This window comes from Asaia sp. HumB (assembly GCF_030263835.1).
Lineage (GTDB): Bacteria > Pseudomonadota > Alphaproteobacteria > Acetobacterales > Acetobacteraceae > Asaia > Asaia bogorensis.
This window is the reverse complement of sequence record NZ_JARPML010000002.1, coordinates 1,188,763-1,202,257: the sequence shown is the minus strand read 5'-3', so window position 1 is coordinate 1,202,257 and position 13,495 is coordinate 1,188,763. Positions and strand designations below refer to the sequence as shown.

The 13,495-nt window shown below is 59.5% G+C and carries 11 protein-coding genes; 8 read left to right on the top strand and 3 right to left on the bottom strand.

Features of this window, described 5'->3' with window-relative positions:
* The first annotated feature begins 240 nt into the window (after positions 1-240).
* Genes hpnA through hpnC form a run of 3 tightly spaced genes read left to right on the top strand, consistent with a single transcriptional unit; the run spans position 241 to position 3,283 of the window.
* Positions 241-1,242, top strand: a complete 1,002-nt coding sequence (gene hpnA, locus P5689_RS06480; protein WP_023979839.1) for a hopanoid-associated sugar epimerase — start codon at positions 241-243, stop codon at positions 1,240-1,242.
* Positions 1,239-2,408, top strand: coding sequence for a glycosyltransferase (locus tag P5689_RS06475; protein WP_285532543.1), 1,170 nt, complete (start codon positions 1,239-1,241; stop codon positions 2,406-2,408). The genes hpnA and P5689_RS06475 overlap by 4 nt, the downstream gene beginning before the upstream one ends.
* The gene (hpnC, locus tag P5689_RS06470) at positions 2,408-3,283 is read left to right on the top strand and encodes a squalene synthase HpnC (protein ID WP_285532542.1); all 876 of its coding nucleotides are present in this window, start codon (positions 2,408-2,410) and stop codon (positions 3,281-3,283) included. Before P5689_RS06475 ends, hpnC begins: the two co-directional genes overlap by 1 nt.
* Before the next feature lie 253 nt (positions 3,284-3,536).
* On the opposite strand, the gene P5689_RS06465 is transcribed toward hpnC, so the two are convergent.
* Both P5689_RS06465 and P5689_RS06460 read right to left on the bottom strand, forming a co-directional pair.
* Positions 3,537-4,718 (bottom strand): pyridoxal phosphate-dependent aminotransferase, encoded by a 1,182-nt coding sequence (locus P5689_RS06465; protein WP_285532541.1) that lies wholly within the window; start codon positions 4,716-4,718, stop codon positions 3,537-3,539.
* Positions 4,719-4,810: 92 nt separating this feature from the next.
* A complete protein-coding gene (locus P5689_RS06460) occupies positions 4,811-5,248 on the bottom strand; it encodes a cupin domain-containing protein (RefSeq protein WP_285533853.1) in 438 nt (145 codons plus the stop codon).
* Between the two features lie 172 nt (positions 5,249-5,420).
* Here P5689_RS06460 and hpnD point away from each other — a divergent pair, with 172 nt between their 5' ends.
* The 5 genes from hpnD to P5689_RS06435 all read left to right on the top strand — a co-directional run bounded on the left by hpnD (position 5,421) and on the right by P5689_RS06435 (position 12,244).
* Positions 5,421-6,290 (top strand): presqualene diphosphate synthase HpnD, encoded by an 870-nt coding sequence (gene hpnD / locus P5689_RS06455; protein ID WP_285532540.1) that lies wholly within the window; start codon positions 5,421-5,423, stop codon positions 6,288-6,290.
* Between the two features lie 3 nt (positions 6,291-6,293).
* Positions 6,294-7,574 (top strand): hydroxysqualene dehydroxylase HpnE, encoded by a 1,281-nt coding sequence (gene hpnE, locus P5689_RS06450; protein WP_285532538.1) that lies wholly within the window; start codon positions 6,294-6,296, stop codon positions 7,572-7,574.
* Between the two features lie 163 nt (positions 7,575-7,737).
* The gene (shc, locus tag P5689_RS06445) at positions 7,738-9,660 is read left to right on the top strand and encodes a squalene--hopene cyclase (RefSeq protein ID WP_285533852.1); all 1,923 of its coding nucleotides are present in this window, start codon (positions 7,738-7,740) and stop codon (positions 9,658-9,660) included.
* Position 9,661: 1 nt separating this feature from the next.
* The gene (locus P5689_RS06440) at positions 9,662-10,291 is read left to right on the top strand and encodes a hypothetical protein (RefSeq protein ID WP_285532536.1); all 630 of its coding nucleotides are present in this window, start codon (positions 9,662-9,664) and stop codon (positions 10,289-10,291) included.
* Between the two features lie 789 nt (positions 10,292-11,080).
* Positions 11,081-12,244, top strand: a complete 1,164-nt coding sequence (locus P5689_RS06435) for an iron-containing alcohol dehydrogenase (RefSeq protein WP_285532535.1) — start codon at positions 11,081-11,083, stop codon at positions 12,242-12,244.
* A gap of 26 nt (positions 12,245-12,270) precedes the next feature.
* Here P5689_RS06435 and P5689_RS06430 read toward each other — a convergent pair whose 3' ends face one another.
* Positions 12,271-13,449, bottom strand: coding sequence for a M20 aminoacylase family protein (locus P5689_RS06430; RefSeq protein ID WP_285532533.1), 1,179 nt, complete (start codon positions 13,447-13,449; stop codon positions 12,271-12,273).
* Positions 13,450-13,495: the final 46 nt, after the last annotated feature.

Genomic DNA, 13,495 nt, shown 5'->3' with positions numbered 1-13,495 from the left:
CGGAGGCGCATTGTCTGGCCAGGAACAGGCCCGGCAATGCGGGAGGTTGGACAAAGCTCCTGCGGCAATTTGCGAGTATGTGCGCTGTCGAGTGCTCGCGGCTGTCTACACCAGACAGTCAGTTTTCGCTACTGCGCGGCTCAATATGACGAAAAAGCCATCAGGCGCAGGTTGCTTGTCCTTGCGCGAGCGGTATGGTGCGGTATCGATTTGCAATAAATGAGAGCATCAGGGCCTATCATGGGTGAATACACGCTGATTACCGGCGCGACCGGCTTTGTTGGCTCGGCAGTGGCGCGTATTCTCAAGCAACGGGGCCATCGCATCAGATTGATGGTCCGTGCCGGGGCCGATCTTTCCAACCTTGAAGGGCTCGATGCCGATCTGGTGATTGGCGACCTGACGGCCCCCGAGAGCTTCGGACCGGCGCTGGAAAACTGCCGCTATCTCTTTCATGTGGCGGCGGATTATCGCCTTTGGGTGCCGGATCCGGCTGTGATGATGCGGGCCAATGTCGAAGGTACGAGGCGGCTCATGATGGCGGCACTCGATGCCGGGATCGAGCGGGTGGTTTATTGCTCATCCGTGGCGGCGCTGGGGCTGACGAAGGATGGCAGCCCGGCCAATGAACTGACGCCGGTGACCGAGCACGATGTGATTGGCGTGTACAAGCTCTCCAAATATCGCGCCGAGCAGGAAGTGCTGAAGCTTGTGCGCGAGCGCGGTCTGCCTGCCGTGATCGTGAACCCTTCCACCCCGGTTGGACCGCGTGACATCAAGCCCACGCCCACCGGACAGATGATCGTGGATGTCGCGTCGGGTAACATGCCGGCCTATGTCGATAGTGGCCTGAATATCGTGCATGTGGATGATGTGGCCGAGGGTCATGCTCTGGCGCTCGAAAAGGGCGTGATTGGCGAGAAATATATTCTCGGCGGCGAAAACTACATGCTGGGCGATCTTTTTGCCCTGATTGGCGAGGTCGCCTGTGTCAAACCGCCCCGGATAAAGCTCAAGCAGTCATGGCTGCAGCCGGTCGCTGTCGTATCCGAATGGATGGCGCGAGGTTTTGGTATCGAACCCCGTGTGACACGGGAGACCCTGGCCATGTCGAAGAAGATGATGTTCTTCACCTCGCTCAAGGCTCAGGAAACGCTTGGCTATGCGCCACGTCCGGCGCGTGAGGCGGTGGCTGACGCAGTCACCTGGTTTCGTGAACACGGACGGATTGCCACGAAATGATCAGACATTTCATGGCAGCCTCGGCTCTGGCGGCATGGGGTAAACTGCTTTTCGGGCATGGGCGTTTCTGGCGTACCGGCGAGCGTCTTGCGCCGGGGACCGGAACGACGGGACTGAAATCCGGTGAGAAAATCTGGCCGGATGTGGCCATTGTCGTGCCTGCCCGAGATGAGGCTGAGTCGATCCAGGCCTGTGTGGCGACGCTGGTGCAGCAGGATTACCGCGGCAAGCTGAGCGTGATTGTCGTGGATGACGGCAGTACCGATGGCACGGGCGATCTGGCGCGTCAGGTCGCTGACCCTCATGCACGTCTTACCGTACTCACAGGCAAGGCACGTCCCGAGGGATGGAGCGGCAAGCTTTGGGCCGTGCATCAGGGGGAATGTCTGGCGCGAGAAAAACTCGATGCCAATGGGTTCGTGCTGCTGACCGACGCCGATATCCTTCATTCTGCCCTTCATCTTGAGACGCTGGTGGAAAAGGCAGAGCGTGACGGACTCGACATGGTGTCTGAAATGGTCGTGCTGAACTGTGAAAGCGCGGCAGAACGACTGCTTGTGCCAGCCTTCGTCTATTTCTTTGCGATGCTCTACCCTTTCGAGAAGGTGAACGACCCGGCCTCGCCGGTGGCGGGAGCTGCAGGCGGGACGATACTTGTCCGTCGGTCCATGCTTGAGCGTATCGGCGGGGTCGAGTCGGTACGGGGCGCACTGATCGATGACTGCTCACTGGCTGCCGATATCAAAAAGGCGGGTGGCAAGCTGTATCTGGGTCACAGCATGCTGGCATGGTCGATCCGCCCCTATCGGGGGGCTGGTGATATCTGGCGGATGATTGCACGTACGGCTTATGTGCAGCTACGTTATTCCCCGATCATACTGCTTTGCACTGTGCTGGGGATGACGCTGGTCTGGCTGGCACCTGTTTATTTTGCCCTGTTTGGTCGCGGGCGAGTTAGGGTCATGGGGGGCGCGTCGCTCTTTCTGGCCGTGATCTCCTTCCTGCCCACATTGTCGCGCTTCAAGCTCTCGCCGGTCCGTGCACTGGCCTTGCCGGTCGTTGCTGCCTTTTACATGGCCGCGACCCTTGGATCGGCCGTTGACCATCACCGTGGTCGGGGCGTGCAATGGAAAAGTCGTTTCTATACCGAGGAGACACATGCCTGATGAATGTGATCGGCAAACAGGCTGATCCCGTCTGGGGTGAAGCCGATGTGACTTCGGCCAAGTGCGCGGCTGACGAGAATTTTCCTGTCGGGTCGTTGCTGTTTGCCAAGGGCAACAGGGCGCATGTCACGGCCTATTATAATTTCGCACGGGTTATCGACGATATGGTCGATAACGAGCAGCTCTCTTCCGAAGCCAAGATCGCTCGCTTGCGTGGCATGGAAGAGGTGGTCCGTGGTGAGCGTGAGGCGCCCCAGCGGGCAGATGCCCAGACGGCCGTTGTTCTGCGCCGTCATCTGCTCCAGACAAATGTGCCGCTGGAGACAGCCACAGACCTGATCACGGCATTCTGTCAGGATGCTGTGAAGAACCGCTATCAGAACTGGGATGAGCTGCTCGGTTATTGCCGGTTCTCGGCCAATCCGGTGGGGCGCTTTCTGTTGCTGCTGCATGGTGAGCGCGCGGAAACGCTACCCTTGTCGGATGCGCTGTGCAGCGCCCTTCAGGTGATCAATCATCTGCAGGATGTAACGGCGGATCTGAAGAGGCTTGATCGCTCCTATCTGCCGCAGGACATGCTGACGGCGGAGGGTGCCAAGGTGGAGGATGTTCTGCTGGCGCGCAGCAAGCCGGGGCTGCGTCGTGTGTTCGATCATCTGCTGGACGAGGTCGATCATCTCAATCGACAGGCAGCGGCTTTGCCGGGTCTGGTGTGCGATCGTCGCATGCGGGCTTATTGCGCTGTGGTCGTCACGCTCTCGCATCGTCTTGCTGCACGTCTGCGCCGGGAAGATCCGGTCGCAGGGCGCGTCAAGCTGGGCCGTATTGATGCCCTGCAGGCGCTTTTGCGTGGGGTGCTGGCCCTGATACGCTAGACGGTATCATGCCGGTACGGCTTGCTGGGGAGTGAGTCACTCTGGCTTTACCAGGCGGCGTTGCACATGATGCCTGTTCTTCGAAGGGGGCAGGGGTGCAGCTTATGAGAAGTACGGGTTTTTTGCGGTGAGGCGGGGCTTTGCCCCGCATCCCGGAAGGGGGCTTGCCCCTTTCATCCCGGTCTTTCGACTAGGCGCTATTGGGGATAATTCCCCTGCAGGCTCATGGGGCAGGGCCCCATGAGGAAACACTTCAGGCCAGGATCTGGTCGAGCGCGGCGCAGAATGCTTCCATGTCCTTCATGGAACCGACACTGACGCGCGACATGGTGGGCCAGATGTCCCAGTTACGGCCGATTTCGACCTTCTTGGCGGCGAAGGCCGTCTTCATCTGAGAAGCAGGCTTCTTCCAGTCCACGAGGAACATGTTGGCCTGGCTGCCGGGCACGATACGGATATTGCGCTTGGCCAGATGATTGAAGGTCATGCTGCGGGCAGCGATCATTTCATCGCGTCGCGCCTTGATGGCGTCGGCCTGGGTCAGGCTGACAGCGCCAGCGGCGAGGGCCACGATGTTCAGCATGGAAATCATGTTCGGGCCGTCATAGCGCATCATGCGCTTGTGCAGGTCCGGACGGGCGAAGGAGAGACCCAGACGCAGGCCAGCCATGGCGAACATCTTGGAGAAGGTGCGCAGAACGATCACGTCCTTGCCCTGCTTCACTAAAGAAATCGCGCTCGGCGCACCCGAGAAATGGATATAGGCCTCGTCGACAATGATAACGGAGCCAGCAGGCTTGTTATCGGCCAGCCAGGCAATGTCTTCCAGCGGGGTGACAGTGCCGGTCGGGTTGTTGGGCGAGCAGATGTAATAGGCGCCCGCATTGGGGTCAGCCTTGAGCATGGCGCGGACATCGGTGGCGTAGCCGTTATGGGCCGAGAGCGGCACGCGCGTCAGCTTGATCTTCATCCAGTCGGCGGTACGCCAGGCTGCTTCATAGGTCGGGTTGGCCGTGACCAGTCCGCGTTCGGGTGAGCAGAAGGTCACGACCGATCGACAGAGCGGATCGCTTGACCCGGGCCAGGGCAGGATGTGCTCTTCGGAAATGTTCTCCACGGAGGAGGCGGTACGCAGCAGGGTTGAGCGCAGGTGATCGGGCTCATAGCGGTTGCCGAAAGGCACCTGGGCCTGACCGGCGGTGACGGCGCTCGGGAACGGGCCGGTCCAGCACTCATTGCTGCCGATGCGGATCATGTCGGGGTGGCCCACGAACGGGTCATCACCCGGTGCCTTGATGGCGGCGAAGGCAGATGAGCCGAACTGGGTCAGGGCGGCGCTCATGCCGAGCAGGCTTGTCAGGCGGCCAAAATGACGACGTGAATATCCACGTTCGAGCAAATCTTCCTTGGCTTCCTGGGTGAGGGGCGCGGTCATGAGCGTGTCTCCGGTGGCTTTGATACCGGCAAGGTGACGGCTATTCGTTTCGCTTGTCAAATCATTTTCGATACGGAATTGCGTCCTGTCGGTCAGTATTCGTTCTTTTCCCCCTTGAGGGGGATGGAAGTCGGAAGATTATTGCCGCCTGCGTAGGAAAGGATCAAGATTGTTGTTGTGTCGCCCGAGACTCCACGATGGGCATCGTTCACACTTTCTGCAAAAGCCTCGCCCTGATGGAACACATGGCTGGCGCCGCTGGCCTTGTCCTGGATCGTGAGCTGGCCCTGCAGCACATAACCTGCATTGGGCACCGGATGGGTGTGCCAGGGCAGAGCCGTGTGGGGCGGTATGGTCAGGCGTATCATGCTCAGCGTCGGCGCCCCGGGGGGATAGGCCGTATAGGGCTTGCCGTTCCATGAGCGGTCGGCCTTGAGCAGATGATCTGCGTGGGCCGAGGCAGTTTCCTGTGCATGGGACTGTCCTGCCGCGAATAGCGAGGTCGCGGCGACAAGGGTGAACCCGAGCATGGTGCGTGCGCGCCGGCTGATGGGTGGTCTGGCGATGGAGAAGGACATGGGTCAGGGCTCCGGAGGATGGGATAAGTGATGCGAACTGAACGTTTGCCAGACGGCATGGATTTTGCTGTTTGACCTTTTGCAGGTAAAAGGCGCTGCACTTGGATGATACAGGGATGAAGCGGTGAGCGGGTTTCAACAGGAAGCGGTGCTGGGTTGTTCCACGGCCGATCTTGAGCACGTCCGTGCCATTGTAACCCGGGCTGGCACATCTTTTGCCAAGGGCATGAAGATCCTGCCTGCCGAGAGGCGTTTTGGCATGTTCACGGTCTATGCCTTCTGCCGCGAGGTTGATGACATTGCCGATGGCGATGTGCAGGTGCCCGATCGTGCCCTGGCCCTGAAGGAATGGCATGCCCGTATTGATCGCCTGTATGAGGGCGAGACGCGCGATGCCCTGGACAGGGCTCTGGTTGCGACAATCACCCGCTTTGGTTTGCGCAAGGAAGATTTTGCCGCGGTGATCGATGGCATGGCCATGGATGCCGCAGGCCCGATCGTCGCCCCCGACGAGGCAACCCTCGACCTTTATTGCGATCGTGTTGCCTCTGCCGTCGGGCGTTTGTCCGTTCGGGCCTTTGGTGATTCATCGCCTGAGGCGGATCGCGTGGCGCATCATCTGGGGCGTGCCCTGCAGCTGACGAATATCCTGCGTGATATTCAGGAAGATGCCGATCGCGGTCGCCTTTACCTGCCGCGCGAATTGCTCGTGCGTTACAATGTGCCGACTGACCCGCAGGAAGCGGTGTATGCCGTAGGGCTCGACCCGCTGGCCCGTATTCTGGCCGTGCGGGCAAAAGATCATTTCCGTGAAGCAACACGCGCGATGAAGCGATGTGACGGTGTCGCCATGCGCCCTGCACGCATCATGGCTGCCTCCTATCGCCCCATTCTGACAGCCCTGCTGCGCCGCGGGTGGCGTCATCCGGACCAGCCTGTGAAAATCAGCAAGGCAGCCCGTATCCTGCGCTCTCTCATTGCCTATTATCGCTGACCCATGACGCATGTGCATATCATCGGAGGCGGGCTTGCCGGTCTCTCTGCCGCAGTCGATGTGATCGGTCGGGCCGGCGTGACGGTATACGAGGCGGGGCCAGCCTGTGGCGGGCGGGCGCGTTCTTATTATGACAAGGCGCTCGATGCGCGTATCGACAATGGCAATCATCTGCTGTTGTCTGCCAACAAGGCGAGTTTTCGGTATCTCGGGCTGATCGGGGCGGAAAAGACCCTTACCGGACCCCGAGCCCCGATATTCCCGTGGTTCGATCTCGAAGCGGGTCTTGGCTGGACGCTGCGCCTGTCGCGTGGCCGGTTTCCGTTCTGGGCGCTGTCCAGGGCGCGTCGGGTGCCGGGCATGAAGCTTGGCGAACTGTCCATGCTGGCCCGTATTCTCAAGGCGGGTCCGGATGAGACGGTCAGTGCCTTCATGGGCACGGGTATGCTGACCAATCGGCTTGTCGAGCCCTTCGCCATTTCGGCCCTGAACACACCTCTTGAGACCGCCAGCGCGTCGCTGCTGGCTGCAATCGTGCGCGAAACGCTGGCCCTTGGTGGTGAAGCCTGTTGCCCCTGGTATCCGGCCGAGGGACTTTCCGAGAGTTTTGTTGATCCTGCCATCGTCCATCTGGCCCGCCTGCAGGGCGAGGTCCGGTGTGGCACGCGTGTTTCTGGCCTCGATGTGGCACAGGGCCGTGTCACCGCCCTGCGTATCGGTAGCGATACGGTAGCGCTCGGGCCGGAAGACAGGGTGGTATTCGCAGCCCCTTCCCCCGTCGCACGTACGCTGCTCGGGCCGCATCTGCCCGGTTTCACAGCGCCCGATGCCTATGAAAGCATCATCAACGTGCATTACCGTCTGCCCGCGCCTGTTCAGGCACGAGGGATGCTGGGCAAGGTCGGTTTCGTCGGGCTCGTGGGTGGTATTGCGGAGTGGATCTATCTCAAGGGCGAGATACTTTCCGTCACCGTAAGTGCTGCGAATCGCTATGCGACCCATGATAATGAGGCGCTGATTGCGACGATCTGGTCGGAGATCCGCCAGTCTGTCGGGCCCGTTGTGGTAGGTGGACTACCCGAGGCCGTGCCGCCTGTGCGGCTGGTCTGTGAGAAGCGAGCGACTTTTGCCGCAACACCGGCTCAGGACCGCATGCGGCCAGTTGCCCGTACCGCACTGGGCAATCTGGCTCTGGCCGGAGACTGGACACAGACAGGGTTCCCTTCGACCATTGAAGGGGCAATCCGTTCAGGCGTCGAGGCGATCAGGGTTCTGGATCTCTGATCACCTGTATGCAGACAATGCTGTCTGTTGCGCAGAAAACTGTGATACGGGCATCTGTCATATCAACGACACATTCAAGCTGGGAAAAGGACAAGGGCGGACAATGTTGATCTATTCCGACGTTCTGGAGCGTCACGAAGCCGAAATTCCGGCCGAGGCGGATATGGGCCAGGTGCGTCAGGCTATCGATTCAGCCCATGCCGCCCTGTCGAACCGGCAGAATGATGATGGCCACTGGGTGTTCGAGCTGGAAGCCGATGCCACGATCCCGGCTGAATATGTACTGCTTGAGCATTATCTCGATCGTATTGATGACGAGAAGCAGGCCCGTATCGGCAATTACCTGCGGCGCACCCAGGGCTCACATGGTGGCTGGGCGCTTTATCACGATGGCGGATTTGACCTCTCTGCTTCCGTGAAAGCCTATTTTGCCCTCAAGGCGGTTGGTGACGATATCGAGGCGCCGCACATGAAGCGCGCCCGCGAATCCATTCTTGACCGGGGCGGCGCGGCGCGCGCGAACGTGTTTACCCGTATCCAGATGGCGCTGTTCGGTGAAGTGCCCTGGCGTGCGACGCCGGTCATGCCGGTCGAGTTGATGCTGATGCCCAAAGCGGCGCTCTTCTCGATGTGGAACATGTCGTACTGGTCGCGCAGCGTGGTGGCGCCCATGCTCGTTCTGCGCACGCTCGAGCCGCGTGCGATCAACCCGCGCAATATCCATATCCAGGAGCTTTTCATCACCCCGCCTGAGGAGGTGAAGGATTGGATCCGTGGGCCTTACCGCTCGATCTGGGGGCATGTGTTCAAGAAAGTGGACACCATGCTTCGACCGATCGAGCCCCGTTTTCCTGCGGCCTTGCGCAAGAAGGCCATCAAGGTTGCACTCGACTTTATCGAGCCCCGCCTCGGTGAGGGCGGTCTGGGCGCGATTTACCCGGCCATGGCCAATGTGGTGATGATGTATCGCGGCATGGGCGTGCCCGATAACGACCCGCGCGTGGAACTCGCCTGGAAGGGTATCCAGGAATTGCTGGTCAGCAATGGTGATGAGACCTATTGCCAGCCCTGCGTTTCGCCTGTGTGGGATACAGGGCTTTCGGGTCTTGCGCTGGCCGAGGCATCATCGGGTCCCGATGCGACACGCCCTAAGGAAACGCGTGAAGCCCTCCGGCGCAGCATGGACTGGCTCCGCAAGCGCCAGATTCTGAACGTCAAGGGTGACTGGGCTATCAACTGCCCGGATGTGCGCCCCGGAGGCTGGGCGTTTCAGTACGAAAACGACTATTATCCTGATGTGGATGACACAGCCGTTGTCGGCATGCTGCTTAACCGCGAGGACCCCGAGGGAAACCAGGAGGCCATCGCACGCGCCCGCGAGTGGATCGTGGGTATGCAGAGCACCAATGGGGGCTGGGGTGCGTTCGATATCGACAATGATCTCGATGCGCTCAATCATATTCCCTTTGCCGATCATGGGGCTCTGCTCGACCCTCCGACAGCGGATGTCTCGGCACGATGCGTTTCATTCCTCTGTGAACTGGGTTTCCCGGAAGACCGGCCCGTGATCGAGCGGGGTCTGGCCTATCTGCGTCGCGAACAGGAGCCGGAAGGTTGCTGGTTTGGGCGCTGGGGCACGAATTACATCTACGGCACATGGTCGACCCTGTGTGCATTCAATATTGCAGGCGTGCCGCATGATGACCCTGCGGTCGAACGCGCCGTGGCCTGGCTTGAGAGCGTGCAGCGTGAGGATGGCGGCTGGGGTGAGGATTGCGCTTCATACGAGGGTGCGACACCGGGAGAATATGACAAGAGCCTGCCGACGCAGACAGCCTGGGCCATTCTGGGGCTCATGGCCGTCGGACGTCGTGAGACACCGGCGGTGAAGCGCGGGATTTCGTATCTTGTTGCCCAGCAGAACGGTCAGGGTGAGTGGGAAGAGCAGCCCTATAATGCGGTCGGTTTCCCCAAGGTGTTCTATCTGCGTTACCACGGGTACAAGCAGTTCTTCCCGCTCATGGCGCTTTCGCGTTTCCGTAATCTCGGTCTGAGCAATTCAGGCCGCGTCGAGCACGGTTTCTGACATGCTGGGTGTGTTGGCCGGGCTGGAGGCTGAAGCACGCCTGATCAGGCCCCATGTGCCGCAGTCACTCGTTGCGCTCAGCGGGGCAACGCGTGACGGCGCTCTGCGCGGGATTGATCGGCTGCTGGCCGCAGGGGCGACGGAACTGCTATCTTTCGGTTGCGCGGCGGGTCTGGCGCCCGATCTGATGCCGGGAGCGATTATCATCCCGCAATGGGTGATGGTCGACGGGCAGCGCCTCAAGACCGATTCCGGGCTTTCAGGGCAATTTGGCGTGGGGCGAGACGGGGTGCTGCATGGCGGTATCCTCCATAGCGACACGATTGTTGCGACGGCGACCGAGAAAAACAGCTACCATGCCCAGACAGGCTGCCTGGCCGTTGATATGGAAAGCGGTCTTGTGGCGCGCACCGGCCTGCCTTTTGCCGTGCTGCGCGTGGTCTGTGATGATTCCCGGCGTGATCTGCCACCTGCAGCGCGGGATGTGCTTGATGGAGGGCGTATCTCTACCTTGCGACTGCTTGCCAGTCTGGGGCGACAGCCCGGGCAGATACCGGCCTTGATGGCGCTCGGTCGTGATGCGGCGAAAGCACGGCGGGCCATGGCAGGATTCCTATCCGGCCTGTCCTGAGCAGATTTTGGGCCAGACAGTGCGATCTGCATGGAATGTCGGACGACTCGTTTTGAGTCATCAGGGCTCAAGGTGTGGGATACGCCCATGCAATAAATAATTGTATAGTTTCCGATTGTGAAATAATTGGAAACAAACGTTAAGGGTGGCGATACCGGGGAAGTTTTGCATCACGCTCCCGGTATCGCCACCCTTATGAACGATAATACTATGGCCGAAAATAGGCACTGATTTGTAAAGGCATCTTTTTCCAGTTTTTTTGGCGCCGTTTCATTGGCGCGCTTCATCCTGAAGAAATTCAGGATGTGATAATGTCGGTCAGAAAACAGCGTTCAGACTATTGATGCCTCTGTATCGTCTTTCTCTGCCGCTCAGGGGAAGTTCGAAGATGCGTCTTGGGCGCTAGCGTTAGCAGGCCAGGCCGATGGTCTCTCTTGGGTCACCTGTTGCATTCTCGACGTTCACCAGGTCTCGTTAGAAGCGGTAATGTTATAGATAACAAATTTATGAGATATGGCTGTTTCGTCTGGCCCCTCGTTCGTCACCTGTGCCATGGTTCTCTAATGAAGGGATGATCCGGCGTCCGGGCCGGACGTGATCGGGTTGTCCCACGGCTGCTGCAACGTCACAGGTCATCCGGGCCTCTGACCCAACATGCCGATGAAAGTCAGGCAATGTAATGTCCCTAAGCGCTGGTTAAGGCCGATTGCTTCTCGGGAAGGCTGTCGAGCGCGTCGTGCAGAACAGTCGGGGCAGTTCAGGGCCGCTTTCAAAGGGGAAAAATTCCTGATGAATATGCCCGCTTTCTGTTTTCAGACCGTACCGACAATCAGGATGGAATGGGGAGGGATCTCTGGCCTCGGGCAGGATCTCAAAGGCAGGTTTTCTGTGACCTCCGTGCTTCTGGTGACGGATCGCGGTCTGGCCCGTTCAGGCTTGCTGGTGCCTGTTATCGCTTCTCTTTCCGCCGCCGGTCTGAAGATCACGCTGTTTGATGACGTCGTTGCTGATCCCCCTGAGTCCGTATTGCTGGAATGTGTGGCCGTCGGTCGAAAGGCCGCAGTGGAACTGGTGCTGGGGTTGGGCGGCGGGTCATCGCTCGACGTTGCCAAGATGGCTGCGGTGCTGCTCGGCACGACCCATCAGCCTCTTGCAGACATGTATGGTGTGGATCGTGTCGAGGGCAGGCGGTTGCCTCTCGTCCAAGTGCCGACCACTTCCGGGACGGGGTCAGAGGTGACGAATGTGGCAGTCATCACCCTTGATGGAACGCGAAAGAGCGGTGTGGTCGCCTCGCAGCTTTTTGCCGATTATGTGCTGCTCGATGCCGAACTGACGCGTGGTTTGCCGCCTCTCCAGACCGCAGCGACCGGGCTGGATGCGATGGTCCACGCCATTGAGGCCTATACAGGCAAACGACGCAAAAATCCTGTCTCGGATCACCTCGCCCGATCGGCCCTGCGTTTGCTGGGCAGGAATCTGGTTACAGCATGCCGGGAACCCGAGAATCGCCCTGCGCGCGAGGCGATGTTGCTCGGCGCCATGCTGGCCGGGCAGGCCTTTGCCAATTCACCGGTTGGTCTCGTTCACGGCATGGCTTATCCGCTTGGCGGGTATTTCCATGTGCCGCATGGTTTGTCCAACGCACTGATGCTTGCTCATGTGCTCCGGTTCAACATGCGTGAAGCGGCCAGGCTCTACGCTGAACTCGGCGATGATCTTGGCGTGACGCAGGGCGTTACATCCGCCGAAAAGGCAGAGACATTCATTCGCTTTCTGGAAAATCTGATGGATGAAAGTGGTCTGCCGCGTCGTCTGCGCGATGTCGGGGTCACCGAGGAGTCGCTGCCCGCTCTGGCCGCGGATGCGATAACCCAGACCCGTGTTCTCGTGAACAACCCTGTCCCGATTACTGAGAATGAGATGATCGGGCTGTATCGTCAAGCGTTCTGAAAAGCGCAGAAATCTCGTTCTGTGCCTCAGGCGGCCGGAGCGAGATAACGTTCCACGAGGCCGATGAAAAGTGCTGCGCCGGGGAGGATGTTGTCGTCGTTGAAATCGAACCCGCCATTATGGAGCGGGGTGCCGTTGCAGCCCTCGGTACCATTGCCGATGAACCAGTAGCAGCCATTGGGATGCGCCTGCAGCATGAAGGCAAAATCCTCGCTTCCCATGAAGGGCGGGCTGTCATGGCAATGATCCGCTCCGAACAACGCGGCGGCGGTGCTGCGGGCAAAGTCGATGGCCTTGCCGTCATTGACCAGCACAGGGCTGCCATTCAGATGCTCGACCATGGCTGCGCAGTCATTGGCGGCTGCCGTATTGGTGGCGATGTCCGTAACGCGTTTGAGAACCAGCTGGCGGACTTCATCGGTCATGGTGCGGATGCTCAGAAGCAGCTCGGCCTTGTCAGGGATGACATTGGCCGCACTGCCGGAATTGAGCGCACCAATCGTGACCACGGCAGGCGCGAAGGGATCGACATTGCGCGAGACGATACTTTGCAGGGCCAGTACCAGCTGGGCAGAGGCGACGACCGGATCATGCGACTTCTGGGGAAAGGCACCATGACCGCCCGTACCCTTGAGCGTAATGCGAACGGTATCCGAGGACGCCATGCTGGCATTTTTATGGAAATAGAAATTACCGCTGGGGAAGCCGGGCATGTTGTGCTGGGCAAACAGGATATCGCAGGGGTATTTCTTGAACAGCCCGTCATCGATCATGCGGCTTCCGCCACACAAAAGTTCTTCGGCAGGCTGGAATATCAGATGCAAAATACCATCGAAGGGCTTTTTTTCGGCAAGATAGCGTGCGGCGCAAAGCAGCATCGTGGTGTGGCCATCATGGCCGCACATATGAGAAACGCCTGACTGGGCGCTCTGCCAGGGCAGACCGGTCTTTTCGAGAATGGGGAGCGCATCCATCTCGGCACGCAGCCCGATAACCTTGTTGCTGGTTCCATGGCGCATCGTGGCGACAAGACCAGTACCGGCAAAGCCACGTTCGATCGTATAGCCCCATGACTGGAGCTTTTCAGCAACGATATCGCTGGTGCGTTTTTCATCGAAACCGAGCTCAGGATGAGTATGCAGATCATGCCTCAGGGCAACGAACTCATCCTTGAATGACGCAAGATCCTTGAGAAGGGTAGACACGGTGGCAGCCTCTTTCATTCATGCGGGCCTCTGGCAATGGGGCCCT